Here is a 23,099-nt window from a genome sequence, read left to right on the forward strand (position 1 = left end):
GGAGGTGTCCCCGGTGCGGCAGCGTCCGGCCGCCGGCCGGGCAACTCCGCGTCCCCGTCGGCCCGATGTTTGCCGGTCCCGCAGACCCGAAGGAGGATGTGCGGCGGGCCGCTCCGCCGAGGCCCGCCGACTCCTCCGGAGGTGCCGTATGACCCCGTCCCGCTCTGCCGCCGCCCTGCCCGGACCGCTGGTCGGGGCGGACTGGCTGGCCGGTCGGCTCGGCGAGCCGGGCCTCGTCGTCCTCGACGCCTCCGTCGGGGCGCACCGCGGCGCCGACCGGCGCATCCCGGGCGCGCGGCCGTTCGACCTCGACGGCGCCCTGTCCGACCACGACGCCCCCGCGCCCCACACCATGCCCGGAGCGGCCGCGTTCACCGAGGCGGTGCGCGACCTCGGCATCGACGACACCAGCACCGTCGTCGTCTACGACGGCGCCGGCATCTACTCCAGCGCCCGCGCCTGGTGGATGCTGCGCGCCATGGGCTTCGACCGGGCCGCCGTCCTCGACGGCGGACTGCCCGCCTGGACCGCCGCCGGCCTGCCGGTCGAGGCAGCCGGCCCTGCCTACGAAGGGCCGCGCGGCTCCTTCACGGCCCACCCCCGGACCGGGTACCTGGTGGACGCGGGCACCATCGGCGCGGCGCTGGCCGATCCGGCCGCGGCCGTGCTCGATGCCCGTACGCGCGGGCGCTTCACCGGCACCGCCCCGGAACCACGCCCGGGGCTGCGCGGGGGCCACATGCCGGGCGCGCTGAACCTGCCCTTCGGGGAGCTCCAGCGGAACGGCGGCCTGATGCGCCCGGCCGGGGAACTGCGGGAGGCCTTCACGGCGTTGGTCGGGGACCGGGAACGGCTGTACTTCAGCTGCGGGTCCGGTGTCACGGCGTGCGTCCTCGCCCTCGGCGCCGAGCTCGCCGGGTACGAGGAACTCGCGGTGTACGACGGCTCGTGGACCGACTGGGCCATGCGCCCGGAGCTGCCGGTGGTGACGGGCAGGAGGGCGGAGCTCTTTCCCGCCTCCGGTTCCGATGCCCGCTTCGCCGGACCGGCGACGGGGGAGGAGCGCCTGCTGCTCACCGATGTCCTGCGGGCCCAACGCGCGACCCTGGAGCTGAAGTGCTCCGGCCTGGACGCGGAGTTGTCGCTTCGGTCCGTGGAGCCGTCCACGCTGTCGCTGCTCGGCATCGTCCGGCACCTCGCGGATGTGGAGCGCCGTTGGTTCCGGCGGGTCCTGGCCCGACGGGAAGCGCCGGCGCTGTTCTCCTCGGACGCGGCCCCGGACGGGGACTTCGAGGGGGCGGGCTCCGACCCCGGGGCGGTCACGGCGGCCTGGGAGGCCTGGCGGGGCGAGGTGGCGTTCGCGGAGGCCTTCGTGGCCGCCTCGCCCGACCTGGACGTGGAGGGCGAGGACAGCTGGCGGGGGAGGGTCTCGCTGCGCTGGGTACTCATCCACATGATCGAGGAGTACGCCCGTCACAACGGGCACGCCGACCTCCTGCGGGAGCGCATCGACGGAGCGATCGGCATCTGAGGACCGACGGCCCGTCGGTCCTCAGACAGGCAACTGCCACCACCGCTGCCCCCGGCCCCGGCACCCGGCCCCGGCACCCGGCACCGGCCCCCGGGACCGGCCGGGGGGTGCTGGCCACCCCCGCGACGCTGGGGCAGCAGTCACCGACGGCTGCGCCGACACCTCCTGAGGGCGGGCCGAGCAGGGTTGCAGCGCCCGTCCGAGCACCACGATCGTGCGGCGCCGCGGATCGCGCCCCCGGTGCCGCCGGATCGCCCCGCGCGGAACCCCCCGCGACCGGGCAGGGGACACGTGTTCGCCCCGGGCGAACGGGGCTTGGGGAACATCGGAGGGTGCCCGTGCATTGAGCCGGCATAGCTCAACTTCACTGCCGGAAGGAAGATCATGGCTTCGACGTCCGTAACGCTCACCCTGCCCGTACTGCCGCTCGACGACGAGGTCGTGCTGCCGGGGATGGTCGTTCCGCTGGACCTGTCCGACGCCGAGGTGCGGGCTGCCGTCGAGGCCGCCCAGGCGGCGGTCAAGAGCGGCAAGCCCCGGGTCCTGCTCGTGCCGCGGGTCGACGGGAAGTACGCCGGCATCGGTGTGCTCGGGACCGTCGAGCAGGTGGGACGACTCTCCGACGGGGATCCCGGGGCGCTCATCCGCGGTGTCGGCCGCGTCAAGATCGGGGCGGGGACCACCGGCCCCGGGGCGGCGCTGTGGGTCGAGGGCGAGAGTGTCGACGAGCGGCTCGTCGATCCGCTGCCCGGAGCCGTCACCGAGCTCGTCAAGGAGTACAAGGCACTCGCCACCAGCTGGCTCAAGAAGCGCGGGGCCTGGCAGATCGTGGACCGGGTCCAGCAGATCGAGGGCGTCTCGGCGCTGGCCGACAATTCCGGCTACTCGCCGTTCCTCACGGTGGCCCAGAAGGTGGAACTGCTGGAGACCGTGGACCCGGTCGCGCGGCTCCGGCTGGCCGTCAAGGCGCTGAGCGACCACCTTGCCGAGCAGGACGTCGCCGAGTCCATCGCCAAGGACGTCCAGGACGGGGTCGACAAGCAGCAGCGGGAGTTCCTGCTGCGCCGCCAGCTGGAGGCCGTGCGCAAGGAACTGCGCGAACTCAACGGTGAGAAGGACGGGGAGGAGTCCGACGACTACCGGGCCCGGGTGGAGGCCGCGGACCTGCCCGAGAAGGTGCGGGAGGCCGCACTCAAGGAGGTTGAGAAGCTGGAGCGGGCCAGCGACCAGTCCCCGGAGGGCTCCTGGATCCGGACCTGGCTGGACACCGTGCTCGAACTGCCCTGGAACGAGCGCACCGAGGACGCGTACGACATCCTCGGCGCCCGGGCCGTCCTCGACGCCGAGCACGCCGGCCTGAGCGACGTGAAGGACCGCATCACCGAGTACCTCGCCGTGCGCAAGCGGCGTTCCGAGCGCGGAATGGGCGTCGTCGGGGGCCGCCGGGGCGGGGCCGTGCTCGCGCTCGTCGGGCCGCCGGGAGTCGGGAAGACCTCGCTCGGAGAGAGCGTCGCCCACGCCATGGGACGCAAGTTCGTCCGCGTGGCGCTCGGCGGCGTCCGGGACGAGGCCGAGGTCCGCGGGCACCGGCGCACGTACGTCGGCGCACTGCCCGGCCGGATCGTCCGCGCCATCAAGGAGGCCGGTTCCATGAACCCGGTCGTGCTGCTCGACGAGATCGACAAGGTGGGGTCCGACTTCCGGGGGGACCCGGCGGCGGCGCTGCTGGAGGTCTTGGACCCGGCGCAGAACCACACCTTCCGGGACCACTACCTGGAGGTGGAGCTCGACCTGAGCGACGTCGTCTTCCTGGCGACGGCGAACGTCCTGGAGGCCATTCCGGAGGCGCTCGCCGACCGTATGGAGCTCGTCCGTCTCGACGGGTACACCGAGGACGAGAAGGTCGTCATCGCCCGCGACCACCTGCTGCCCCGTCAACTGGAGCGCGCCGGACTCGGTGCCGAGGAGGTGGTCCTGGAGGAGGGCGCCCTGCGCAAGCTGGCCGGGGAGTACACCCGCGAGGCGGGCGTACGGACCTTGGAGCGCTCCATCGCACGGCTGCTGCGCAAGGTCGCCGCCCAGCACGAGCTGGGGGAGCGGGAATTGCCGCTGCGCATCGACGCCGACGACCTGCGGGGTCTCATCGGACGGCCGCACCACGTCCCGGAGTCCGCACAGGACCCTGCCGAGCGGCGCACCGCCGTCCCCGGAGTGGCCACCGGCCTCGCGGTGACGGGGGCGGGCGGCGACGTCCTGTTCGTGGAGGCCTCGCTGGCCGATCCCGAGACCGGGGCGGCGGGGCTGACCCTGACCGGGCAGCTCGGTGACGTGATGAAGGAGTCCGCGCAGATCGCGCTCAGCTTCCTGCGCTCGCACGGTGCGGAGCTCGAACTGCCGGTCGCCGACCTGAAGGACCGCGGGGTGCACATCCACTTCCCGGCCGGCGCCGTGCCGAAGGACGGGCCGAGCGCGGGCATCACCATGACGACGGCCCTCGCCTCGCTGCTGTCCGGGCGGCAGGTCCGCACCGACGTGGCGATGACCGGCGAGGTCTCGCTGACGGGGCGGGTCCTGCCCATCGGCGGGGTGAAGCAGAAGCTGCTCGCCGCGCACCGGGCCGGGCTGACCACCGTGATCATCCCGAAGCGGAACGAGGCGGACCTGGACGACGTCCCGTCCGAGGTGCTGGAAGGCTTGGAGGTGCACCCGGTGACGGACGTGCGCCAGGTCCTGGAACTGGCGCTGAGCCGGGCGGAGGCCGCCGTCACCGCGGTCGCCTGATCCCCGTCGTCCCCCGTGCGCACGGCCCGGGACCCGCACCGGCGGGGCCCCGGGCCGTCGCCGTACCCGCTGCGAAATACTGGTGCCCTCGATGCAGCGGCAGAGAGGTGTCGGACACCACCGATGGGAGCGGACGTGCACGGAAGCGAAGACCAGGAGTTCCTTGCCCTGGAGCGGGAGCTGTCCGTCTTCCTCCGGCGTGCCCGCGCCTCTTCCGGGGAGATGGCCCGCGCCCTGCACCCCGAGTTGGAGCCCGCCGCGTACGGGCTCCTCGTCCGCCTGGAAGCTGCGGGCCGCCAGCGGGCCACGGAGCTCGCCGCGTACTTCGGGGTCGGCAAGGCCACCATGAGTCGGCAGTTGCGGGCCCTTGAGGTGCTGGGCCTGGTGGCCCGCGAGCCCGACCCCGCAGACGGCCGGGCCTTCCTGGTCGGGCTCACGGAGGAGGGCCGGGAACGGTTCCTGCGCGTCAGGGGCGCCCGGCGCGAGCAGTACATGCGCAAGCTCGCCGACTGGGACCGCGGTGAGGTAGCCGAACTGGCACGGCTGCTGCACCAGTTGAACCAAGGCGAAGAATAGGGTCGAGCGGCGGTGAGGACGCCCCCGTTCGCCGTCCCGCCGGAGCCGGTCGGGACCAGGGCCGGCCCCGGCCCCGCCCCTCCCGATCCCGCACCCCCGCACACCGCCTAGAGCTCCGCGTACGCCGCCGACGCGTCGTCGTGGCGCTTGCCGCGGGCCGACGGACGGTCCGGGTCCGACTCCAGCGCGCGGACCCGGCCGATCAGCCCCTCCGCGCCGTCCTTCCGCAGCACCGCCAGGCACTGCGCCCAGTCGCCCTCCCCGAAGGTGTCCGTCCACCGGCTCGCCCCGTCGGTGAGCGCCGCCACTGCCCGGACCTCGTGGCGCGGGCTGCGCCCGGTCACCGCCCGGGCGGCCACCGCCGGGTCCGCGGCGGCCGTGAAGAAGCCGCCTTCCGCGTTGCGCAGCGCGTCGGCAGCGGCCAGCGTGCGCAACAGCTCGCGCGGGATCCGGTCCAGCCGGTCGTCGAGCACCGCCGTCACCTCGCCCCCGGGCGCCTCGACGAGCAGGACGGAGTCCGAGAGCACGAGGTGCTCCACGTACGCCCCGTCCCAGCGGACCATCACCACCGTCGCCTGCGGGGTCCGCACGTGAGAAAGGTCACAGGTGTGCCGGTGCGCGTCGGCGGTGGCGCGGATGGCTTCCGCCAGGATCAGGTCGAGCGGCATGTCCCGTCGCGATCCGGACAGTTCGGTCAATCGGCCCCCGAGTCGGGCCGTGAACCAGGGGACTCCGTGCCGGCACCCGACCTCGCCGGGTGGTGGCGTGACTCCGTCCAGCGCGACCAGGACTCCACCGCCCGAAGCGGGTATCGACGCCGATAGCCAGTCCTCATTGGGTCGTTCCGGGCTGCCGGGGGCAGACGCGAGGTCGATGCGCATGCGGACATTCTGCCCGCCGCACCCCCGCCGGGCGGCCGTACCGGGCGGAATAGTCCGTACCAAGGCGGGGTCGGCGATATGGGGGTCGTCCGCCCCTCCCGACGGGCTCCCGGAGGCCCCCCGGGACATGTGGGCGGGCATAGTGCCAAAGCCCCCATCGATCTTTCAACCGTCCGTCCGCGGCGGCGCTCCGCGGGCGCCCCGCCGAGTTGGTCGCCAACTCATCCGTGATGTTCACTCGTTCGAGTGGCCGGGTGGGCGATGTCGGGCTCTCTCCCCAACACACTGCAAGGGTCTGGAGCGGTACGAGGGGGCAGGGGGCGTTTACTTGTTGACCGGCCGTTACCTCGGCCACACGAGTAGACGAGCACGAGCACACGTACAGGATTGCGAGCACCGGTGCAGAAGAAGCGGTCTCGGAAGAACGGCACCGCCACCGACGGACCCGCCCCCGCAGGACGTCGCGTCCGCGTGCGCAGCAGGCTCGTCGTCGGCGTCGCCGTCGCCGGCCTCACCGTCCTCGCGGCCGGCACCCCAGCCGTGGTCTCCGCGACACGGGAGCTGAACGACTCCCAGCAGTTGGTCACGCTCGCCGAGCAGACCCAGCACACCCTCACCCTCGCGCACCTCCTCGGAGACGAACGCGACGCCGCCGTCGAGTACGTGGCCAAGGGCCGCCCCGGCGCGCAGGCGAAGGGTCCCGTCCAGGAGCGCACCGCGCTCACCGACCGGCAGCTCGCCGAGGTCCAGAACGAAGCCGACGAGGCGCTCGCCCGCGCCCTCGGCCGCGTCCAGGCCGTCCGTGCCGAGGCCGTCGACGGCAAGGGCAGCGCCCTCGCCGCCCACCAGGCCTACACGGGCGTCATCGCGGAACTGCTCGCCCCGGGCGACCGGCTCGCCGAGCTGACCCCGCCCCGGGCCGTCGCCGCCCTCGCCACCACCCGGCCGCTGGCCCCCCTCGGCCAGGCCGTGGAACAGGCATCGGCCACGCGCGGTCTGCTGCTCGCCGCGCTGGCCGTCCCCCGCGGCGAGCAGCCCCCCAACTCGGCCGTCGTGGACGAACTGTCCACCGCCGGCCAGCGCACCCGCGTACGCGAACAGGCCGCCCTCGACGACTTTGCGCGGGTCGCCCGACCCGACGTGCGCCAGACCCTCGCCGCCACCGTCACCGGCCCCGAGGTCAAGGCGGCCGACGACTACCTCAAGCGGCTCACCGAGCGGCCCACGCTGTCCTCGACCGACCGCAAGCTCGACGGGGCCACCGTCGCGCCCGCGCTCACCGCCCGCATCGACCGCATGCGGTCCGTGGAATCCACCCTCGCCGGACAGCGGGCCACCGCCCTCGCCACCCTGCGGGACGACGACGTGACCCGCCTGGAGACGCTGGTCGCGGTCCTCGGCCTGCTCTTCCTGGTCGCCGTCGGCTTCTCGACCGCCGTGGCGCGCTCGCTGACCCGGCCGCTGTCCGTGCTGCGGCGCGGCGCGGCCCGGCTGGCCACGCCGGAGGGCTCGGTGGAACCGGTCCGCTTCACCGGCCGCAACGACGAGTTCGCCGAGGTCGTGCGCCACCTCAACGCCGTCCGAGACCAGACGGTCTCCCTGCACACCCGGATCGCCGGCCTCGACGCCGACCATCGCCGGCTCATCGGCCGCAACGAGGCACTCAACTCGGGCCGGGGCGAGCTGGAGCGGGAACTGACGCAGCTGCGGACGAGCCTGGAAGAACAACGCCGCCTCCTGTCGACCACCTCGGTCTCGCTGTCGCTGCGCACCCTGGGCCTGGTGGAGCGTCAGCTCGCCGTCATCGAAGAGCTGGAATCCAAGGAGCAGGACCCGGACCGGCTGGCGACCCTGTTCAAGCTGGACCACCTGGCGACCGTCATGCGTCGCCACAACGAGAACCTGCTGGTCCTGGCCGGCCAGGAACAGGGCCACGGCGGCGGAGCCCCGGTCCCGCTGGTCGACGTCATGCGCGCCGCCGTCAGCGAGATCGAGCGCTACGAGCGCGTCGACCTGGCGGCGCTGCCCGTGTTCACCCAGGTCGCTGGGCACGCGGCCGACGACATCTCGCACGTGCTGGCCGAACTGCTGGAGAACGCAACGACGTTCTCGCCGCCCGAGGCCAAGGTGAAGGTCTCCGGCTGGCTGCTGGACGACGGTGACGCCGTCCTGTCCGTCGTGGACGAGGGCATCGGGGTCACCGGCGACCGACTGGAGTCGCTGAACGCCCGCCTGGCCACCCCCGAGGCCTACGACGAGGAGCCCGAGTCGGAACACGGCCTGGGCCTCGGTCTGTACGTGGCCGGCCGCCTCGCGGCCCGGCACGGGGTCACCGCGGAGCTGCGCGCCGGGCGGCACGGCGGCACGGAGGCCCGGGTGGTCGTCCCGGCCGCACTCCTGCCGGCCACCCCGCCGACCTCCCCGGTGCACACCTTCGCCACCCCCGGCCTGCCGGAGCTCCAGCTGCCGGGCGTGATCGCCGAGGCGAACCAGAACACCATCCCGCCGCGCCGGATGCCACCGGCGGAGGAACGGGACGCCGAACCGTCCGCCGGTCTCCTGCCGCAAGGTGAGCCCTTCCGGACCCCCGGAGCGCAGGCGGAGGCCGAGGCCGACGCGGCGCTCCTGCGGAGCATGGAGTGGGACGAGACCGTCACGGGCACCCCGGCCGGAACCTCGGAGCTCGACGCGGACGCGGACCTGCTCGCGGACCTGCTCGCGGACCCGGAGCTGGACCTGGACGCGGACCCAGTGCTGGACGCGGACTCGGAGCTGGACGCCGGCCCGGACGCGGACCCGGGGCTGGACGCGGACCTGCTCGCGGACCCGGACCTGGAGCTGGACGCCGACCCAGTGCCGGACGCGGACCCGGACGAGGACCCGGAGCTCGACGCCGGTCTCGGCGACGTCACCGGCCTCCAGGCCGGGGCCCCGTCCCCGTCCCCGGACGCGGACGCGCCCGCGGGCTTCGACCCCGACCCGGACGCACAGCCCGGCGGGGTCGAGCCCGCCGCCGCCCGGACCCCGGACGAGGTGCAGCCTCCGGACGAGGCACTGCCCCCGGCCGACCAGGTGTTCACGGCCCGGGTCCCGGACGCGCAGCCGCCGACGGACGACCACGGTTTCGCGGACCCGGAGGGCGTACTGCCCTCCGCCGACCAGGTGTTCACCGCGGCCGACGGATCGGCGGAGGTCCCGGTCGAGCGGGATCCCGGCGACGAACTGCTCGCGCGGGTCGTCCCCGACGCAGGACCGGACGCCTTCACGGGGTCCGACTCCGGCCCGGCGTCCGCCGACCCGCCGTCCGATGCCGCACTGGGGGCCGTCGTACCGGAAGGAGCCCCGGTCCTGCCCAGGCGGACCACCCGGGCCGCCGCCCCCGACGGCCCGGTGGAGCCGCACCGGCACGCACCCGCCGAGGACGGCTGGGTCCCCCGCCAGGGGAGCCACCCCGACGCGGGACCGGAGGGCACCGTCACCGACAAGGGGCTGCCCAAGCGGACCCCGCGCGTCGTGGCCGCCAGCCGCGTCGAGACCGTACGGACCGAGCCGCCGCGCCGCGTCGACGCGGACGAGCTGCGCCGCCGACTCGGCGGCTTCTACCAGGGGACGCGGGACGGACGGCGCGTCGTGGCCGCCGAGCTCGCACAGGAGACCGACCAGGGGGACAGCGCACAGGAGGCACGCACATGACCGCGCCCAGTACGTACGGACTGAGCACCCAGGCCCGCAACCTGCAGTGGCTGCTGACCGACTTGGTCGAGGAGGTGCCCGGCGTCAACTCCGTCGCCGTCGTGTCCTCGGACGGGCTCCTGCTGCTGTCCTCGGACCCAGGAGGGGCAGCCGGCGAGAGCCCCGCGCGCACCAAGGGCCCGCGCGGCGCCTCGGCCGACCTGGCCACCATCGTGTCCGGGCTGGGTAGCCTCACCACCGGAGCCGCCGACCTCATGGAGGGCGGGGCGGTCAAGCAGACCATGGTCGCGATGGAGTACGGCTCCGTCTTCGTCATGGCGATCAGCGACGGCTCGCTCCTCGGCGTGCACGCCACGCCCGACTGCGACATGAGCGTGGTGGCGTACCACATGGCCTTGTTCGTCGGCCGCGCCGGCCACGTCCTGACCCCCGAAGTCCGCAGCGAGCTGCGCCAGTCGATGGAGAAGACCCCGTGAGGAGTACGGCCTCGGCCTCCGACCGGCTGCCGATACGCGGAGCCGACCGCCGGCCCGCCCGCGTCCGCCCGTACTCCCTCACGGGTGGCCGTACCCGCTTCACTCAGGTCCTGCACGTGGAGACCTTCGTCGCCGCCCTCGACTCCAAGGCGTCGGAGCCGCAGAAGCCCGACCGCACGCCCGAGATGCCGGCCATCGTCGAGGTCTGCCGCCGCATGCGCACGATCGCCGAGATATCCGCGCTGCTGAAACTTCCGCTCGGAGTGGTCCGCGTCCTGGTCAGTGACCTCGCCGACCAGGGCCGCATCCGCGTCTACGGAACGGGGCACGGCCCCGGGCGTCCCGAACGCGCGCTGCTGGAAAGGGTGCTCAGTGGTCTTCGCCGTCTCTGACACATCCGCAGCCGTCCAGGACGACGAGCCCGCCCAGCCCTGGCAGTACGACCGTTCCCGCGCACCCGTCGCAGTCAAGGTGCTGGTCGCGGGCGGCTTCGGGGTCGGAAAGACCACCTTCGTGTCGTCCGTCTCCGAGATCACCCCGCTGCGCACCGAGGCGGTGATGACCGAGGCCAGCCTGCTGACCGACGACCTGTCCGCGACGCCGGACAAGAGCACCACCACCGTCGCGATGGACTTCGGCCGCATCACGCTCGATGACGACCTCGTGCTGTACGTGTACGGGACCCCCGGCCAGGAGCGGTTCTGGTTCATGTGGGACGACCTGGTCCGCGGCGCCATCGGCGGCATCGTCCTGGCGGACACCCGGCGGCTGCGCGAATGCTTCCCGGCCCTCGACTACTTCGAGAGCTGCGGGCTCCCGTACGCGGTGGCGGTCAACCACTTCGAGGGTTCGCCGGCCCACGAGCCCGAGGACGTGCGCGAGGCGCTCACCATCCCGCCCCACGTGCCGGTCGTGATCATGGATGCGCGGCGCCGGGACACGGTCGTCGCATCGCTGCTGACGCTGGTGGGCCACGCGCTGGACGCGACCCCCGAATAGCTCCGAGCGAGCAGCAGGCGCAGATCCCGCTACCGCCTCACCCGTTGCACCGCTGACCCGAATCGAGAACGCTGAGATGCGCAAGATACTCGTCGTGGGGGCCGGCCAGTCCGGTCTCCAGCTCGCCCTCGGCCTCCAGGCGAAGGGGTACGAGGTCACCCTGATCTCCAACCGGACGGCGGACGAGATCCGCACCGGGCGGATCATGTCCACGCAGGTCATGTTCGACACGGCGCTCCAACACGAGCGGGACCTCGGGCTGAACTTCTGGGAGCAGGAGGCCCCGAAGATCGAGGGCCTCGGCGTGTCCGTCGCCGCCCCGGACGGCACCCGTCCCGTCGACTGGCTCGGCCGCCTCAAGGGGTACGCGCAGTCCGTGGACCAGCGCGTGAAGATGGCCGGTTGGCTCGACGCCTTCGTGCAGCGCGGTGGGCAGCTGGTGATCCACGGCGCGTCCGTGGCCGACCTGGACTACTTCTCCCGTACGTACGACCTGGTGCTGGTCGCCGCGGGCAAGGGCGAGCTGGTGTCGATGTTCGGGCGGGACGCGGCGCGCTCCCCGTACGACGCGCCACAGCGCGCCCTGGCCGTCTCCTACGTGCACGGGCTGGAGCCGCGTCCCGAGCACCCGGAGACGGAGGCGGTGCGCTGCAACCTGGTCCCGGGCGTCGGCGAGCTGTTCGTCATGCCCGCGCTCACCACGTCGGGTCGGGCCGACATCCTGTTCTGGGAGGGGCTGCCGGGCGGCCCGCTGGACGTGTTCCGGGGGGTGACCGACCCGGCGGAGCACCTCGCGCTCACCCTGGAGCTGATGGAGAAGTTCGTGCCCTGGGAGCGCGCGCGGGCGGCGGAGGTGGAGCTCACGGACGCGGGCAGCACGCTGGCCGGCCGGTACGCGCCGATCGTCCGCAACCCGATCGGGCGGCTGCCCGGCGGTGGTGCGGTGCTGGGCGTCGCGGACGTGGTCGTCGCGAACGACCCGATCACGGGACAGGGCGCGAACTCCGCCGCGAAGTGCGCGGCCTCGTACCTCTCGTCGATCCTGATGCACGGCGACAAGCCGTTCGACGAGGCGTGGATGAAGGCGGCCTTCGACAGGTTCTGGTTCACGACGGGCAAGCCGGTGACCCAGTGGACGAACGCCATGCTCGGCGTCCCGCCGGAGCACGTGCTGAACCTGATCGGTGCAGCCGGTCAGTTGCAGCCGGTGGCGGACCGTTTCGCCAACGGCTTCGACAACCCCTCCGACTTCGACGCGTACTTCTACGACCCCGAGGACGCGGCGGACTACTTGGCCGAGGTCACGGCGTCCGCGCCCGAGTCCGCGACGGCGGCGGGCGCTTCGGCCGCGGAGTAGCCGATGTCGTCGTCCCCCGCCGTCGCCGCCCCGGGCAGCTGCGGCGGGGTGAACTCGGTGAGCGGGGACCCGTCGGGGTCGGGCCGTACGGCGCCGAGGAGCGGATTGGCCGCGATGGGGGAGACCTTGACCTTCGCGCCGGGGCGCGGGGCCTGGATGACCTTCCCGTTGCCCACGTACAGGGCCACATGGGTGGCGGTCGGGAAGTAGACGACCAGATCACCGGGGCGCAGCTGGTCGAGGGGCACCTTGGGGAGCCGGGCCCACTGCTCCTGGCTGGTTCGCGGGATCGACCGGCCGGCGTGCGCCCAGGCCTGCGAGGTGAGCCCGGAGCAGTCGAACGACCCCGGCCCTTCGGCACCCCACGCGTACGGTTTGCCGATCTGCTCGCTGGCGTAGGTCAGGGCCGTGCCACCGGCGGCCGTGGGCGTACGGGGGGTGGCCGCGAGCCGGCCGGAAGCCAGCAGCTTCCGCTGCGCGGTGGCCGTGTCGGCGGCCTCACGGGCGCCGAGCTGGGCGAGCTGTTCGGCAGTGAGCGAGGCGAGCATCCGCTCGACCTCCTTGAGCTTGGCGGCGGCCTCGTCCTGGTGGCGCTTGTGCTGCGCGGTCAGGACCTGTTGCGCGTCGAGTGCCTTGCGGGCGGCGATGGCGAGGGCATCGGCCAGGTGTTCGCCGCGGGAGAGACGGGCCAGTACGCCGGCCTGCCGGGCGCCCTCGCGGGCGGTGAGCAGGCGCTGGTCCTGGGCGGCCTGGAGGTCACCGGTGAGCAACATCCGGGCGTACGGGGAGAACCCCCGGGCGCCCTGGTACTGCTCCCGGGCCATCCGCCCGGTGGTGGCCTTCGCCGCGCCGAGGGCGTTCCGGGTCTTGCCGAGCTTGCCGCTGAGCCGCCGTTCCTTGTCCTGTGCGGCCTTGAGGGCGACCTCGGTGGCGTTGTAGGCCTCGGCGGCCTCCTCGGCCCGGCGGTAGAGGCCTTGCAGCTGGGCGAGGAGCGCGCCGACCGATCGGGTGGAGGCGGGGCCGACCGTGCTGGTGCTGGGCGTGGGCGTGGGCGTGGGGGCGGTGCTGGGCGTGGGCGTGGGGGCGGTGGTGGAACTGGCGGTGGGCGTGGGGCCGGTGGTGGAACTGGCGGTGGGGGTGGGCGTCGCGTCCGTTGCGCGGTCGGACGGGGACTCGGCGTGGACGGCGGGGAGCGGGCCGGCCGTGACGAACACGGCGGCGAGGCAGACGGCGCGGAGCAGGCGGCGTGACATGTGATCACCTCCAGGCGACCGATGCTGCCACGACCGGTATGACAAATCCCCGACCCCGGTCGGCCAGCCCCCCGCTCTCACCCCTCCGGCCGAGTCCCTCCGGCCCGCCCCCGACAGCGGCGCGCCGCACCGGGGCGGGTTCCGGCAGCGCCCGGAGACCGCTGCCGGGAGGGACGCCGGGCCCGAGGTCAGAGGTGGAGCAGGAGGGTCTTGGCCGCGGTGAACTCCTGCGGAGTCAGGGAGCCTTCTCGCGCCAGATCCGCCAGCTGCGCCAGCTCGGCGGCCAGCCCGGAGGGCGGGGGTCCGGCCCAGCTGGCCGGCTCCTGCGGGGCCGCGGTGTCGGCCTCCGCAGTAGGTGCAGCAGGGACAGCAGGTGCAGCAGGTCCAGCGGGGGCGCGGTCCCCGGAGTCTGCTGCCCCGGGCGGTGGTGCGCCCGCCGCGCGGGACAACAGCCCGCGCAGCAAGGGCCGCCCCGCGGGGCGGTTGGCGGACCGGACCGTCACTCCGACCGGGCGGATGAACATCAGGCCGCTCCCGCCCGGCCGTCCGCCGGCACCCGCTCCGGCGGGATCCGTACCGACCCCACGATCCGCCCGCCCGCCGCCCGTACGGCGATGGCCGCGTCCTCGGCCCACACATGTTCCACCAGCAGCAGCAGGGCGCAACTGCCCCGGTCCAGCAGTTCCGCCGCCTCCCGGACGTCCTCCGCCGCGATCAGCTGCACGGCCTCGCGGTGCGCCAGGAGGCCCTGGAGCTCCATGAACTCGTCGAACTCGGCCGCCAGTACCTCACCGGCCGCCGTCTTCGAGGCCACGAGTCCGTCGATGAGCCGCACCACCCCGGCCTTGCGCAGCCCCATCACGGCTTCGACGGCCGGCACCCGCAGCTGCTCCTCGGGGAAGGCGAGGACGATGAATTCCACTGGTCCCATGTGCCGCGGCTCCCACTCGTGACCGTTTCTGACGACTCTTCGGCACTCTATGACATAAGCGGACATACCCTCTGTCCGCTTGCTACGTTTCCCGTATGACCGCTCTGACGGCAGAGGTGGCGGAGCCCGCCCCGCCCCCGCCACCCGGCGCCAGCGCGCCCCGGCGCAGGGGCGTCGAGCTGACGCTGCTCGCCGGGGCCGTCCTCGTGTCCGTGCTGGGACACCTCTACCTGGGCCTCGCCGCCACCGGCCACGCGCCCCGCCCCGCCGCCCACTACGCCGTGGGCCTCGCCGGTGCGGCCCTGCTCGCGCACCTCGCCGTCCGCTTCCGGGCCCCGTACGCCGATCCGCTCGTCCTCCCCATCGCCGTCCTGCTCAACGGGCTCGGCCTGGTCCTCATCCAGCGCCTCGACCTGACCACGCCCGGCCACCTCACCGCCGGGGACCAGCTGCGCTGGTCCGCCCTGGGCGTGGCCCTCTTCGTCCTGGTGGTCGTCCTCCTGCGCGACCACCGCGTGCTCCAGAAGTACGCCTACCTCTCGGTGACCGCCGCCCTCGTGCTGATGCTCGTCCCCGTCTTCTTCCCGGCCGTCAACGGCGCCCACATCTGGATCCGGTTCGCCGGACTCTCCTTCCAGCCGGGTGAGTTCGCCAAGATCCTGCTCGCCGTCTTCTTCGCCGCCTACCTCGCCGCGAACCGCACCGCCCTCGCCCTCACCGGCCGCCGTCTCTTCGGGAGGCTGCGCCTCCTGCCCGGCCGGGTGCTCGGCCCGATCCTCGGCATCTGGCTGCTCAGCGTGGGCGTGCTCGTCCTGGAGCGGGACGTCGGGACCTCGCTGCTCTTCTTCGGCCTGTTCGTGATCATGCTGTTCACCGCCACCGGCCGGATCGGCTGGATCGCGATCGGGCTGCTGCTGGCCGCCCTGGGCGCGTACGCCGTCGGGACCTTCGAGCCGCACGTGCACAGCCGCGTCGACGACTGGCTGAATCCCTTCGCCTCCATCGAGCGGGGGGAGGGGCCCGGCCAGCTCGCCCAGTCCCTCTTCGCCTTCGGGGCCGGCGGGCTCCTCGGCTCCGGACTCGGCCACGGACAGTCCTTCCTCATCGGCTTCGCCGCCAAGTCCGACTTCATCCTCGCCACCGCCGGCGAGGAACTCGGCCTCGCCGGCCTCGCTGCGATCCTGCTCCTCTACGGGCTCCTCGTGGACCGCGGATTCCGCGCCGGGCTCGCGCTGCGCGACTCCTTCGGGCGCCTCCTCGCCACCGGGCTCGCCTCCATCGTCGCCCTCCAGGTGTTCGTGATCGCCGGGGGAGTGACCGGGCTGATCCCGCTCACCGGCATGGCCATGCCCTTCCTCGCCCAGGGCGGCTCCTCCGTCGTCACCAACTGGATCATCGTGGCGCTGCTCGTCCGGCTCAGCGACAGCGCCCGCAGGCCCCGCCCGGCCGAGGCGGAGGCGGTCGTGTGATCCGGTACATCCGCTGGTGCGCGTACTTCTGCGCGTTGCTGCTCGTCGCCCTGCTCGTCAACCTGGCCCGGGTGCAGGTCTGGGAGGCCGCCGCCTACCGGGCGAACCCGGCCAACAAACGCCCCGCCGTCGAACGGTACGCCGAGCCGCGCGGGGACATCCTGGTCGAGGGACGGCCCGTCACCGGCTCCCGGGACAGCGGCCAACTGCTGCGCTACGAGCGGACGTACTCGAACGGCCCGCTGTACGCGCCGGTCACCGGGTTCTCCTCGCAGACGTACGGGACGAGCCTGCTCGAACGCGCCGAGGACGCGGTCCTCGCAGGCACCGATCCCGCGCTCTCGGCCCTTCCGCTCTGGTACGACCTGGCCCGCGGGCACCCGGCCGGCGGCAACGCCGAAACCACCGTCCGGGCGGGCCTGCAGCGGGCCGCGTACGCCGGGCTGGCGGGCCGGCGCGGCGCGGTGGCCGCGCTCGAACCGGCCACCGGGAAGATCCTCGCGCTGGTGAGCAGCCCCTCGTACGACCCGGCCCTGCTCTCCGGTACGGGCGCGGGCGTCAAGGCGGCCTGGGATCGACTGAACGCGGACCCCGCCCGACCGATGCTCAACCGGGCGCTGCGCGAGACGTACCCGCCCGGCTCCACGTTCAAGATCGTGACGGCCGCCGCGGCCCTGGACGCGGGCGTGGTCACCGAGGTGGACGCGCCCACGCAGACCCCCGACCCCTACCTGCTGCCGGGCACCAGCACCCTGCTGCCGAACGCGGGGGCCGGCTGCCAGGACGCCTCGCTGGCGGAGGCTGTGCAGTGGTCCTGCAACACGGTGATGGCGAAGATCGGGGTCCGGGTCGGGCTGCGCGGGATGGTGGACGCGGCGCGCAGGTTCGGGTTCAACGACGACGGGCTGCGGGTGCCGGCCTGGGTGTCGCGGTCGAACTTCGACACGGACATGAGTCCGGACCAGCTGGCGCTGTCCTCGATCGGCCAGTTCAACACGAAGGCGACGCCCCTGCAGATGGCGATGGTGGCGGCGGCGGTCGCGAACGGGGGCGAGCTCAAGGCCCCCTGCCTCCTCGACCGGACCACCCAGGACGACGGGGATCCGGTCCGGCGCGGGCCGCAACACAGCCTGGGCCGGGCGATGAACCCGGCGACGGCGCTGCGCCTGCAGGACCTGATGGTGAAGGTGGTGGAGAACGGCAGCGGGTGGAACGCGGCGATCCAGGGCGCGGTGGTGGGCGGCAAGACGGGCACCGCCCAGCACGGTGTCGGTAACGCGGGGACCCCCTACGCCTGGTTCATCGGCTGGGCGAAGGCCGAGGACGCACCACAGCCGGGGGTCGCCGTGGCGGTGGTGGTCGAGGACGCGGCGGCGGACCGCGGGGACATCAGCGGCAACGGCGCTGCCGCGCCGATCGCGCGGGCGGTGATGGAGGCCGCGCTGTACGGGACGAGGCCCCCGCGCCCCGCGGCCCGCTGAAACGCCCTACGGGGTGCCGGTGCCGGTGTCGGTGCCGGTGCCACCGGAGGCATCGGCGGCGGAGGCGTCGGTGGCGGTGTCGGTGGGCGTCCCGGCGCCCTCGGCGATGGCTGCCCGTACCTCCGCCACCCGCGCCGCCTCCTCGGCCGCGAACCGCTCCCGGTCGAGGGCCTCGGCGATCTCCTCGTCCTGCGTCATCAGCAGGTCCAGGTTGGAGTCGCCCATCTCGAAGACGCCCATGTCCAGGTAGGCCTTCTGGAGCCGCGGGCCCCACAGTCCGATGTCCTTCACGCACGGCACGATCCGGCTGAACAGCAGCTTGCGGAACAGGTGCAGGAACTCCGACTGCTCGCTGAACTGCGCGGCCTCCTGCCGCGGGATGCCGAAGTTCTCCAGTACCTCCACCCCGCGCAGTCGGTCGCGCATCAGGTAGCAGCCCTCGATCACGAACTCCTCGCGCTCGCGCAGCTCGGCGTCCGTCAACTGCTTGTAGTAGTCGCGCAGTGCCATCCGTCCGAACGCCACGTGCCGGGCCTCGTCCTGCATCACGTACGCCAGGATCTGCTTCGGCAACGGCTTGTCGGTGGTGTCGCGGATCATCCCGAAGGCAGCCAGTGCCAGGCCCTCGATGAGCACCTGCATGCCCAGGTACGGCATGTCCCAGCGGGAGTCCCGCAGGGTGTCGCCGAGCAGCCCCTGCAGGCTGTCGTTGATCGGGTAGAGCATCCCGACCTTCTCGTGCAGGAAGCGGCCGAAGACCTCGGCGTGCCGGGCCTCGTCCATGGTCTGGGTGGCGGAGTAGAACTTCGCGTCCAGGTCCGGGACCGACTCCACGATGCGCGCGGCGCACACCATGGCACCCTGCTCGCCGTGGAGGAACTGGCTGAAGTTCCACGCGGTGTAGTGCCGGCGCAGCTCGCCCTTGTCCTGATCGGTGAGCTTGGACCAGTGGCGGGTGCCGTACAGGGTCAGCGCCTCGTCCGGGGTGCCGAGCGGATTGTGAGGGTCCACCTCAAGGTCCCAGTCGATGCGCTTGGCGCCGTCCCACTGCTTGTCCTTGCCCTTCTGGTACAGCGCGAGGAGTCGTTCCCGGCCTTCGGCGTACTCCCAGCTGAAGCGGGCGGAGCCGGAGGCCGGGACCTGCCAGACGTCCTCGCCCGGGTCCTTGGTGTAGAGCTCGTGCGTCGACACTGACGCCCCCTCGGCTCGGGTACTTCCGTACAGGACTGGATGGTTGGCAGCGTCACACGTTGATAGACGCGCGGTCAACAAGTCGTGCGCGGGGGATTGACGACCTTGCTGACAAGCAGTCTCATAACTGGTGGGCGCGCCAGCGTCCACCGCCGTGACCGCAGCGCGATCGCAGCCGCGGTCGAAGCCGTGACCCCTACCCACCCCGGAACAGGGCGAGGTGCCCCGCCATGACGACCACGACCGACCGCACGGACCGTCCGGACCGCCGGGTCCTCCAGGACGCGCTCGGCCTCCTCAAGGACCGCGAACAGATCGCCGCACGTCTGCTGGAGTCCTCGGCCAAGCACTCCTTCGACCCCGACAAGGAACTCGACTGGGACGCCCCGACGGTCGACGGCGCGTACTACTGGCCGCCCGAGCTGCTCTCCCTCTACGACACCCCGCTGTGGAAGAAGATGGGCGAGGAACAGCGCATCGACCTCTCCCGCCACGAGGCGGCAGCGCTCGGCTCCCTGGGCATCTGGTTCGAGATCATCCTGATGCAGCTGCTCGTGCGGCACATCTATGACAAGCCCCTGACCAGCAATCACGTCCGCTACGCGCTGACCGAGATAGCCGACGAGTGCCGGCACTCGATGATGTTCGCCCGCATGATCCAGAAGGCTGGTACCCCCGCCTACCCGGTCTCGCGGACGAACCACAACCTCGCCCGCATCCTCAAGACGGTCTCCACGACCCCGGGCTCCTTCGCGTGCACCCTGCTCGGAGAGGAGATCCTCGACTGGATGCAGCGCCTCACCTTCCCGGACGAGCGCATCCAGCCGCTGGTGCGCGGGGTCACCCGCATCCACGTCATCGAGGAGGCCCGGCACGTCCGGTACGCCCGCGAGGAGCTGCGCCGCCAGATGCTGACCGCCCCGCGCTGGGAGCAGGAACTGACCCGCATCAGCTGCGGTGAGGCCGCCCGCGTCTTCTCCCTGGCCTTCGTCAACCCCCAGGTCTACGAGAACATCGGCCTGGACCGCCGCGAAGCCGTCGCCCAGGTGAAGGCGAGCGGCCACCGGCGGGAGGTCATGCAGACCGGCGCCGAGCGCCTCACTGACTTCCTCGACGACATCGGCGTGCTGCGCGGAGTCGGCCGCACGCTCTGGAAGAGCTCGGGACTCCTGCCCTGAGCCCGTCGTTTCGGGGCTACCCTGCGGCCATGACCGTACGCGCGTACCGCAGGCTGAGCGTCGAGGAGCGGCGGGCCCAGCTCCTCGACGCGGCCCTGTCGCTGTTCGCGCACCGGGCCCCGGAGGAGGTCTCGCTGGACGACGTCGCCCAGGCGGCGGGCGTCTCGCGGCCCCTGGTCTACCGCTACTTCCCGGGCGGCAAGCAGCAGCTGTACGAGGCGGCCCTGCGCTCGGCGGCGGACCTCCTGGAGCAGTGCTTCGCCGAACCCCAAGCCGGTCCGCTGACCCGGCGCCTCTCCCGGGCCCTGGACCGCTACCTGGCCTTCGTCGACGAACACGACGCCGGCTTCGCGGCCCTCCTCCAGGGCGGCAGCGTCGTGGAGACCTCCCGTACGACGGCGATCGTGGACGGCATCCGCCGGGCGGCGGCCGAGCAGATCCTCTACCACCTGTCGGTACCGTCCCCCGGGCCGCGGCTGCGGATGATGGTGCGCACCTGGATCACGGCGGTGGAGGCGGCCTCCCTGATCTGGATCGACGAGGGCAAACAACCGGACGTGAGCGCGCTGCGCGACTGGCTGGTGGACCAGTTCATAGCCCTCCTGACGGCGACGGCCGCCACCGACCCGGAGACCGCCGCCGCAGCGCGGGCGGCGCTGGCGCTGGAATCGGCGGACGGGCCGGTCGGCGTGCTGGCCCGGCGCGTGATCCCGGTGGTCTCCGAGGCCGCGCACCTGCTGTGACACTGGTGGGGTGAGAAGCGAACCCACTCCCTTCGAGGGCGGCCCGATGGACGGCCGGGTCCTCCCGATCCTCCTCGGCCCGACCGGACACCCGCCGAAGTGGTACGAGATCCCGGTCCCGTCACCCGACGGCGGTCCCGCCATGGTCCTCCTCTACGAGCGGGTCCCGGCGGGCTATTCGAAGCGGCTGCACCTCCAGAAGGGCTGGAAGTACGCGTACGCCCCGTCCGGCCAGAAGCCGAAGCTCCGCTGGCCCTGGACCAAGCCCACCCCACCCGCTTCCTGACCCGTCCGCGCGTCCGCGCGGGGCCGGGGCGGATCGTCGAGCACCCGGAGCACCGGCAACGGCCGTGGGGCTACGGCACCGCCCGTGGCTCGGGCGGGGGCTGGGGCGGGGGCGGGGGCGGGGGCTCCGGAAGGGTGACGACGGCCAGGGCCCCACCGCCCTCCGCGTCCCGGAACTCCAGCCGTGCGCCGATGACCTCCGCCTGGCCCACCGCGATGGTCAGCCCCAGCCCGTGCCCGCTCCCCGAACCCGCACCTCCGGTCCGGAACCGCTGCGGCCCGTGCGCCACCAGGTACTCCGGAAACCCGTCCCCGTGGTCCCGTACGGTCACCACCGGTCCGTCCACCGTGAGGACCACCGGGGGCCGCCCGTGCTTGTGCGCATTGGCGACCAGGTTCCCCAACACCCGCTCCAGCCTCCGCCGGTCCGTCTCCACGTGCGCGTCCCGGACGATCACCACCTCCGTGTCCGTCCCGGACGCCCGGACCACCCGCCGTGCCAGCCGCCCCAGCTGATGCAGGTCCGTCTCCACCACCTCGCGCCCCGAATCGAGCCGCGAGATCTCCAACAGGTCCTCCGTCAGCCCCCGCATCGTCCGCACCCGCTCCTGCACCAGCTGTGTCGCCCGTCCCTCCGGCAGCAGTTCCGACGCCGCCTGCAACCCGGTCAGCGGCGTGCGCAGCTCGTGCGCGACGTCCGCCGTGAACCGCTGCTCGCTCACCAGCTTCGCCTGCAACGTCCCCGCCATCGTGTCCAGCGCCCCCGCGACCGTCGCCACCTCGTCCTGATGCCGCGAGGGGTCCTTCGTCCGCGGGTCGTCCACCCGGGCGTCCAGGTCCCCCTGCGTGATCCGTCGGGCCACGGTCGCGGTCTGGTGCAGCCGCCGCGTCACCCGGGTCACCGCGAAGGCGCCCACCAGGAGCGTCCCTCCGATCGCCAGCACCGAGGACCCGATGATCGCGTTGTCCAGGCCGGTGATCGTGCGCGCGCTCTGCGCGTAGTCGACGGCCGTGGCCAGTGCCTTGCCGTCCGCCGGCGCCGCCGCCCACATCGTCGGCCGGCCCTCGTAGTCGGCCACCATCGTCCCGCGGTGCCCGGACAACGCCAGCGCCCGCAGCGCCGGCGGCAGGCCGGCCGGGTCGAGCCCCGAGTCGGGCGGCAGGGCCTCGCCGGCCTCGTACTCCTGCGCGACGCCGCGCAGCTTGTCGAGCGCCTTCTCGCGGGCCGTCGCGACGGTCTGCCGGGTCACCTCGACGTGCACCAGCGCACCCAGCACGGCCGCCAGCGAACAGCACATCACCACGATGAAGCACCCCGACTTCCAGGTCAGCGTCGCCGTCCACGCGGGAAGCCGCAACGTCACGGCGAGCCCTGCGCACTCGGCGCGGACGGCTGCGGCGGCTGCGGGGAGACGGGGCTGCGTCCCGCCCCCGGCAGTCGTACGATCTGCTCGCGCGTCGGCAGCATCGTCCGCTGCTTCTCGTCCCAGGACCACGCGGTGATCAGCTCGTAGCCCGGGTTGCCGCTCGGCACCCGCAGGATCACGTCCCGCCCCGCCAGCTCCACGCTGACGACGGTCTGCGTGGTCGCCATGATCCGGTTGAGCCGCCCGTCCGGGTCCGCGGTGTAGGCCCGTACGGACATCATGTGCTCGGGCAGCTCGATGCCGACGACGAGGTCGTCCACCCCGTTGCCGGTCAGGTCCCGGTAGTACGGCGTCAGGACCGGGCACTTCTGCGCGGGCTGCCCCTCCGTCCCGCACGCCGCGATCGCGGCGGCGGTCTGCGGGGGCATCCCGTCGGGCCCGACGTCGGCGTTCGGGTGGGCCCGCAGCTCCGCCTGGACCAGGGCCACCGGGTCGACCCCACTCACGTCCTGGTCCCGGACCGGCGGCAGCCCCTGGACGTACACCGGCGGGGCACCCCCCGGATCGGCGGGCGGTACGGAGGCCCCCTTGCGGCCGGGCCACAGGTGTACGGGGCCGCTCGCGGTCGGGGTCGCACCGGCGGCCTCGGGACCGCCGGTGTCGCCACAGCCCGCGAGCAGCGGCACCAGCACGGCGGCGACGGGCAGGGCGGTGCGGACGCGGGCGGCACGGACGCGTGCGGTGCCGGGGGCACGGGTGGCGCGGGCGTGGTTCGCCCGGACGTCCGAGGCGCGGCCGCGGGCGCGGTCGCGAGGGGCGGCGGGTGGGGCGGCGGGTGGGAAGGGGAACGCTGTCACAGCTTCCGGGCACCTCTTCTCCGCGGCACGACGTTCTCTCTGAGCGCCAA

20 protein-coding genes and 1 pseudogene are annotated in these 23,099 nt (G+C 73.2%); 14 read left to right on the forward strand and 7 right to left on the reverse strand.

Going from position 1 to position 23,099, the window contains the following annotated elements; genetic code table 11:
* Window positions 1–148 precede the first annotated feature (148 nt).
* The 4 genes and pseudogenes from ABZZ20_RS05455 to ABZZ20_RS05470 all read left to right on the forward strand — a co-directional run.
* A pseudogene (locus ABZZ20_RS05455) lies at window positions 149–994 on the forward strand (sulfurtransferase); the annotation flags it as partial.
* Window positions 986–1,531, forward strand: coding sequence for a DinB family protein (locus ABZZ20_RS05460; RefSeq protein WP_356867237.1), 546 nt, complete (start codon window positions 986–988; stop codon window positions 1,529–1,531). The pseudogene ABZZ20_RS05455 and the gene ABZZ20_RS05460, both read left to right, overlap by 9 nt.
* Window positions 1,532–1,915: 384 nt before the next feature.
* Window positions 1,916–4,312, forward strand: a complete 2,397-nt coding sequence (lon, locus tag ABZZ20_RS05465) for an endopeptidase La (RefSeq protein ID WP_356866949.1) — start codon at window positions 1,916–1,918, stop codon at window positions 4,310–4,312.
* A 123-nt stretch (window positions 4,313–4,435) separates the two neighbouring features.
* Complete coding sequence (locus ABZZ20_RS05470; protein ID WP_356866951.1) at window positions 4,436–4,888, forward strand: MarR family transcriptional regulator; 453 nt, start codon at window positions 4,436–4,438, stop codon at window positions 4,886–4,888.
* A 107-nt stretch (window positions 4,889–4,995) separates the two neighbouring features.
* Here ABZZ20_RS05470 and ABZZ20_RS05475 read toward each other — a convergent pair whose 3' ends face one another.
* Entirely contained in the window at window positions 4,996–5,769 is a 774-nt protein-coding gene (locus tag ABZZ20_RS05475; RefSeq protein WP_356866953.1) for a protein phosphatase 2C domain-containing protein, read from the reverse strand.
* A 399-nt stretch (window positions 5,770–6,168) separates the two neighbouring features.
* On the opposite strand from ABZZ20_RS05475, the gene ABZZ20_RS05480 reads away from it, so the two are divergent.
* From ABZZ20_RS05480 to ABZZ20_RS05500, 5 genes are all read left to right on the forward strand, one after another.
* Window positions 6,169–9,462 (forward strand): nitrate- and nitrite sensing domain-containing protein, encoded by a 3,294-nt coding sequence (locus ABZZ20_RS05480; RefSeq protein ID WP_356866954.1) that lies wholly within the window; start codon window positions 6,169–6,171, stop codon window positions 9,460–9,462.
* A complete protein-coding gene (locus ABZZ20_RS05485) occupies window positions 9,459–9,938 on the forward strand; it encodes a roadblock/LC7 domain-containing protein (protein WP_356866956.1) in 480 nt (159 codons plus the stop codon). Before ABZZ20_RS05480 ends, ABZZ20_RS05485 begins: the two co-directional genes overlap by 4 nt.
* Window positions 9,935–10,330 carry a DUF742 domain-containing protein gene (locus ABZZ20_RS05490; protein ID WP_356866958.1) on the forward strand — a complete coding sequence of 132 codons (396 nt, stop codon included), beginning with the start codon at window positions 9,935–9,937 and terminating at the stop codon, window positions 10,328–10,330. The genes ABZZ20_RS05485 and ABZZ20_RS05490 overlap by 4 nt, the downstream gene beginning before the upstream one ends.
* Window positions 10,311–10,937 carry an ATP/GTP-binding protein gene (locus tag ABZZ20_RS05495; protein ID WP_356866960.1) on the forward strand — a complete coding sequence of 209 codons (627 nt, stop codon included), beginning with the start codon at window positions 10,311–10,313 and terminating at the stop codon, window positions 10,935–10,937. Before ABZZ20_RS05490 ends, ABZZ20_RS05495 begins: the two co-directional genes overlap by 20 nt.
* A gap of 76 nt (window positions 10,938–11,013) precedes the next feature.
* Window positions 11,014–12,294, forward strand: coding sequence for a styrene monooxygenase/indole monooxygenase family protein (locus tag ABZZ20_RS05500; RefSeq protein WP_356866962.1), 1,281 nt, complete (start codon window positions 11,014–11,016; stop codon window positions 12,292–12,294).
* On the opposite strand, the gene ABZZ20_RS05505 is transcribed toward ABZZ20_RS05500, so the two are convergent.
* The 3 genes from ABZZ20_RS05505 to ABZZ20_RS05515 all read right to left on the reverse strand — a co-directional run bounded on the left by ABZZ20_RS05505 (window position 12,225) and on the right by ABZZ20_RS05515 (window position 14,478).
* Window positions 12,225–13,547: an NlpC/P60 family protein gene (locus ABZZ20_RS05505; RefSeq protein ID WP_356866964.1), complete on the reverse strand. Its 1,323-nt coding sequence runs from the start codon at window positions 13,545–13,547 to the stop codon at window positions 12,225–12,227. The genes ABZZ20_RS05500 and ABZZ20_RS05505 overlap by 70 nt on opposite strands.
* 188 nt (window positions 13,548–13,735) lie before the next feature.
* Window positions 13,736–14,071, reverse strand: coding sequence for a hypothetical protein (locus tag ABZZ20_RS05510; protein ID WP_356866966.1), 336 nt, complete (start codon window positions 14,069–14,071; stop codon window positions 13,736–13,738).
* The gene (locus tag ABZZ20_RS05515) at window positions 14,071–14,478 is read right to left on the reverse strand and encodes a DUF6325 family protein (protein ID WP_356866968.1); all 408 of its coding nucleotides are present in this window, start codon (window positions 14,476–14,478) and stop codon (window positions 14,071–14,073) included. Before ABZZ20_RS05515 ends, ABZZ20_RS05510 begins: the two co-directional genes overlap by 1 nt.
* Before the next feature lie 95 nt (window positions 14,479–14,573).
* On the opposite strand from ABZZ20_RS05515, the gene ABZZ20_RS05520 reads away from it, so the two are divergent.
* Both ABZZ20_RS05520 and ABZZ20_RS05525 read left to right on the forward strand, forming a co-directional pair.
* Window positions 14,574–15,947, forward strand: a complete 1,374-nt coding sequence (locus ABZZ20_RS05520; protein ID WP_356866970.1) for an FtsW/RodA/SpoVE family cell cycle protein — start codon at window positions 14,574–14,576, stop codon at window positions 15,945–15,947.
* On the forward strand, window positions 15,944–17,428 hold the full coding sequence (locus tag ABZZ20_RS05525) for a penicillin-binding transpeptidase domain-containing protein (RefSeq protein ID WP_356866972.1): 1,485 nt from the start codon (window positions 15,944–15,946) through the stop codon (window positions 17,426–17,428). Before ABZZ20_RS05520 ends, ABZZ20_RS05525 begins: the two co-directional genes overlap by 4 nt.
* A gap of 6 nt (window positions 17,429–17,434) precedes the next feature.
* On the opposite strand, the gene ABZZ20_RS05530 is transcribed toward ABZZ20_RS05525, so the two are convergent.
* Window positions 17,435–18,619: a ferritin-like domain-containing protein gene (locus tag ABZZ20_RS05530; RefSeq protein WP_356866974.1), complete on the reverse strand. Its 1,185-nt coding sequence runs from the start codon at window positions 18,617–18,619 to the stop codon at window positions 17,435–17,437.
* A 230-nt stretch (window positions 18,620–18,849) separates the two neighbouring features.
* Here ABZZ20_RS05530 and ABZZ20_RS05535 point away from each other — a divergent pair, with 230 nt between their 5' ends.
* From ABZZ20_RS05535 to ABZZ20_RS05545, 3 genes are read left to right on the forward strand one after another with little or no spacing between them, the layout of a single operon-like run.
* The gene (locus ABZZ20_RS05535) at window positions 18,850–19,797 is read left to right on the forward strand and encodes a diiron oxygenase (RefSeq protein ID WP_356866976.1); all 948 of its coding nucleotides are present in this window, start codon (window positions 18,850–18,852) and stop codon (window positions 19,795–19,797) included.
* A gap of 29 nt (window positions 19,798–19,826) precedes the next feature.
* Window positions 19,827–20,540 (forward strand): helix-turn-helix domain-containing protein, encoded by a 714-nt coding sequence (locus ABZZ20_RS05540; protein ID WP_356866978.1) that lies wholly within the window; start codon window positions 19,827–19,829, stop codon window positions 20,538–20,540.
* Between the two features lie 10 nt (window positions 20,541–20,550).
* Entirely contained in the window at window positions 20,551–20,826 is a 276-nt protein-coding gene (locus ABZZ20_RS05545; RefSeq protein WP_356866980.1) for a hypothetical protein, read from the forward strand.
* A gap of 70 nt (window positions 20,827–20,896) precedes the next feature.
* On the opposite strand, the gene ABZZ20_RS05550 is transcribed toward ABZZ20_RS05545, so the two are convergent.
* Window positions 20,897–22,189: a HAMP domain-containing sensor histidine kinase gene (locus ABZZ20_RS05550; protein ID WP_356866982.1), complete on the reverse strand. Its 1,293-nt coding sequence runs from the start codon at window positions 22,187–22,189 to the stop codon at window positions 20,897–20,899.
* The gene (locus ABZZ20_RS05555) at window positions 22,186–23,049 is read right to left on the reverse strand and encodes a hypothetical protein (RefSeq protein WP_356866984.1); all 864 of its coding nucleotides are present in this window, start codon (window positions 23,047–23,049) and stop codon (window positions 22,186–22,188) included. The genes ABZZ20_RS05550 and ABZZ20_RS05555 overlap by 4 nt, the downstream gene beginning before the upstream one ends.
* Between the last annotated feature and the right edge of the window lie 50 nt (window positions 23,050–23,099).

The sequence above is a fragment of the Streptomyces sp. NPDC006430 genome (assembly GCF_040612395.1).
In the GTDB taxonomy this organism is placed as follows: Bacteria; Actinomycetota; Actinomycetes; order Streptomycetales; family Streptomycetaceae; genus Streptomyces.

What these genes read in the sequence shown, in the direction of transcription:
- ABZZ20_RS05540 (WP_356866978.1), top strand. Translation starts at nt 19,827, where the DNA reads ATGACCGTACGCGCGTACCGCAGGCTGAGCGTCGAGGAGCGGCGGGCC.
- ABZZ20_RS05520 (WP_356866970.1), top strand. Translation starts at nt 14,574, where the DNA reads ATGACCGCTCTGACGGCAGAGGTGGCGGAGCCCGCCCCGCCCCCGCCA.
- ABZZ20_RS05475 (WP_356866953.1), bottom strand. Translation starts at nt 5,769, where the DNA reads ATGCGCATCGACCTCGCGTCTGCCCCCGGCAGCCCGGAACGACCCAAT.
- ABZZ20_RS05485 (WP_356866956.1), top strand. Translation starts at nt 9,459, where the DNA reads ATGACCGCGCCCAGTACGTACGGACTGAGCACCCAGGCCCGCAACCTG.
- ABZZ20_RS05500 (WP_356866962.1), top strand. Translation starts at nt 11,014, where the DNA reads ATGCGCAAGATACTCGTCGTGGGGGCCGGCCAGTCCGGTCTCCAGCTC.
- ABZZ20_RS05515 (WP_356866968.1), bottom strand. Translation starts at nt 14,478, where the DNA reads ATGGGACCAGTGGAATTCATCGTCCTCGCCTTCCCCGAGGAGCAGCTG.
- ABZZ20_RS05535 (WP_356866976.1), top strand. Translation starts at nt 18,850, where the DNA reads ATGACGACCACGACCGACCGCACGGACCGTCCGGACCGCCGGGTCCTC.
- ABZZ20_RS05505 (WP_356866964.1), bottom strand. Translation starts at nt 13,547, where the DNA reads ATGTCACGCCGCCTGCTCCGCGCCGTCTGCCTCGCCGCCGTGTTCGTC.
- ABZZ20_RS05510 (WP_356866966.1), bottom strand. Translation starts at nt 14,071, where the DNA reads ATGTTCATCCGCCCGGTCGGAGTGACGGTCCGGTCCGCCAACCGCCCC.
- lon (WP_356866949.1), top strand. Translation starts at nt 1,916, where the DNA reads ATGGCTTCGACGTCCGTAACGCTCACCCTGCCCGTACTGCCGCTCGAC.
- ABZZ20_RS05470 (WP_356866951.1), top strand. Translation starts at nt 4,436, where the DNA reads ATGGGAGCGGACGTGCACGGAAGCGAAGACCAGGAGTTCCTTGCCCTG.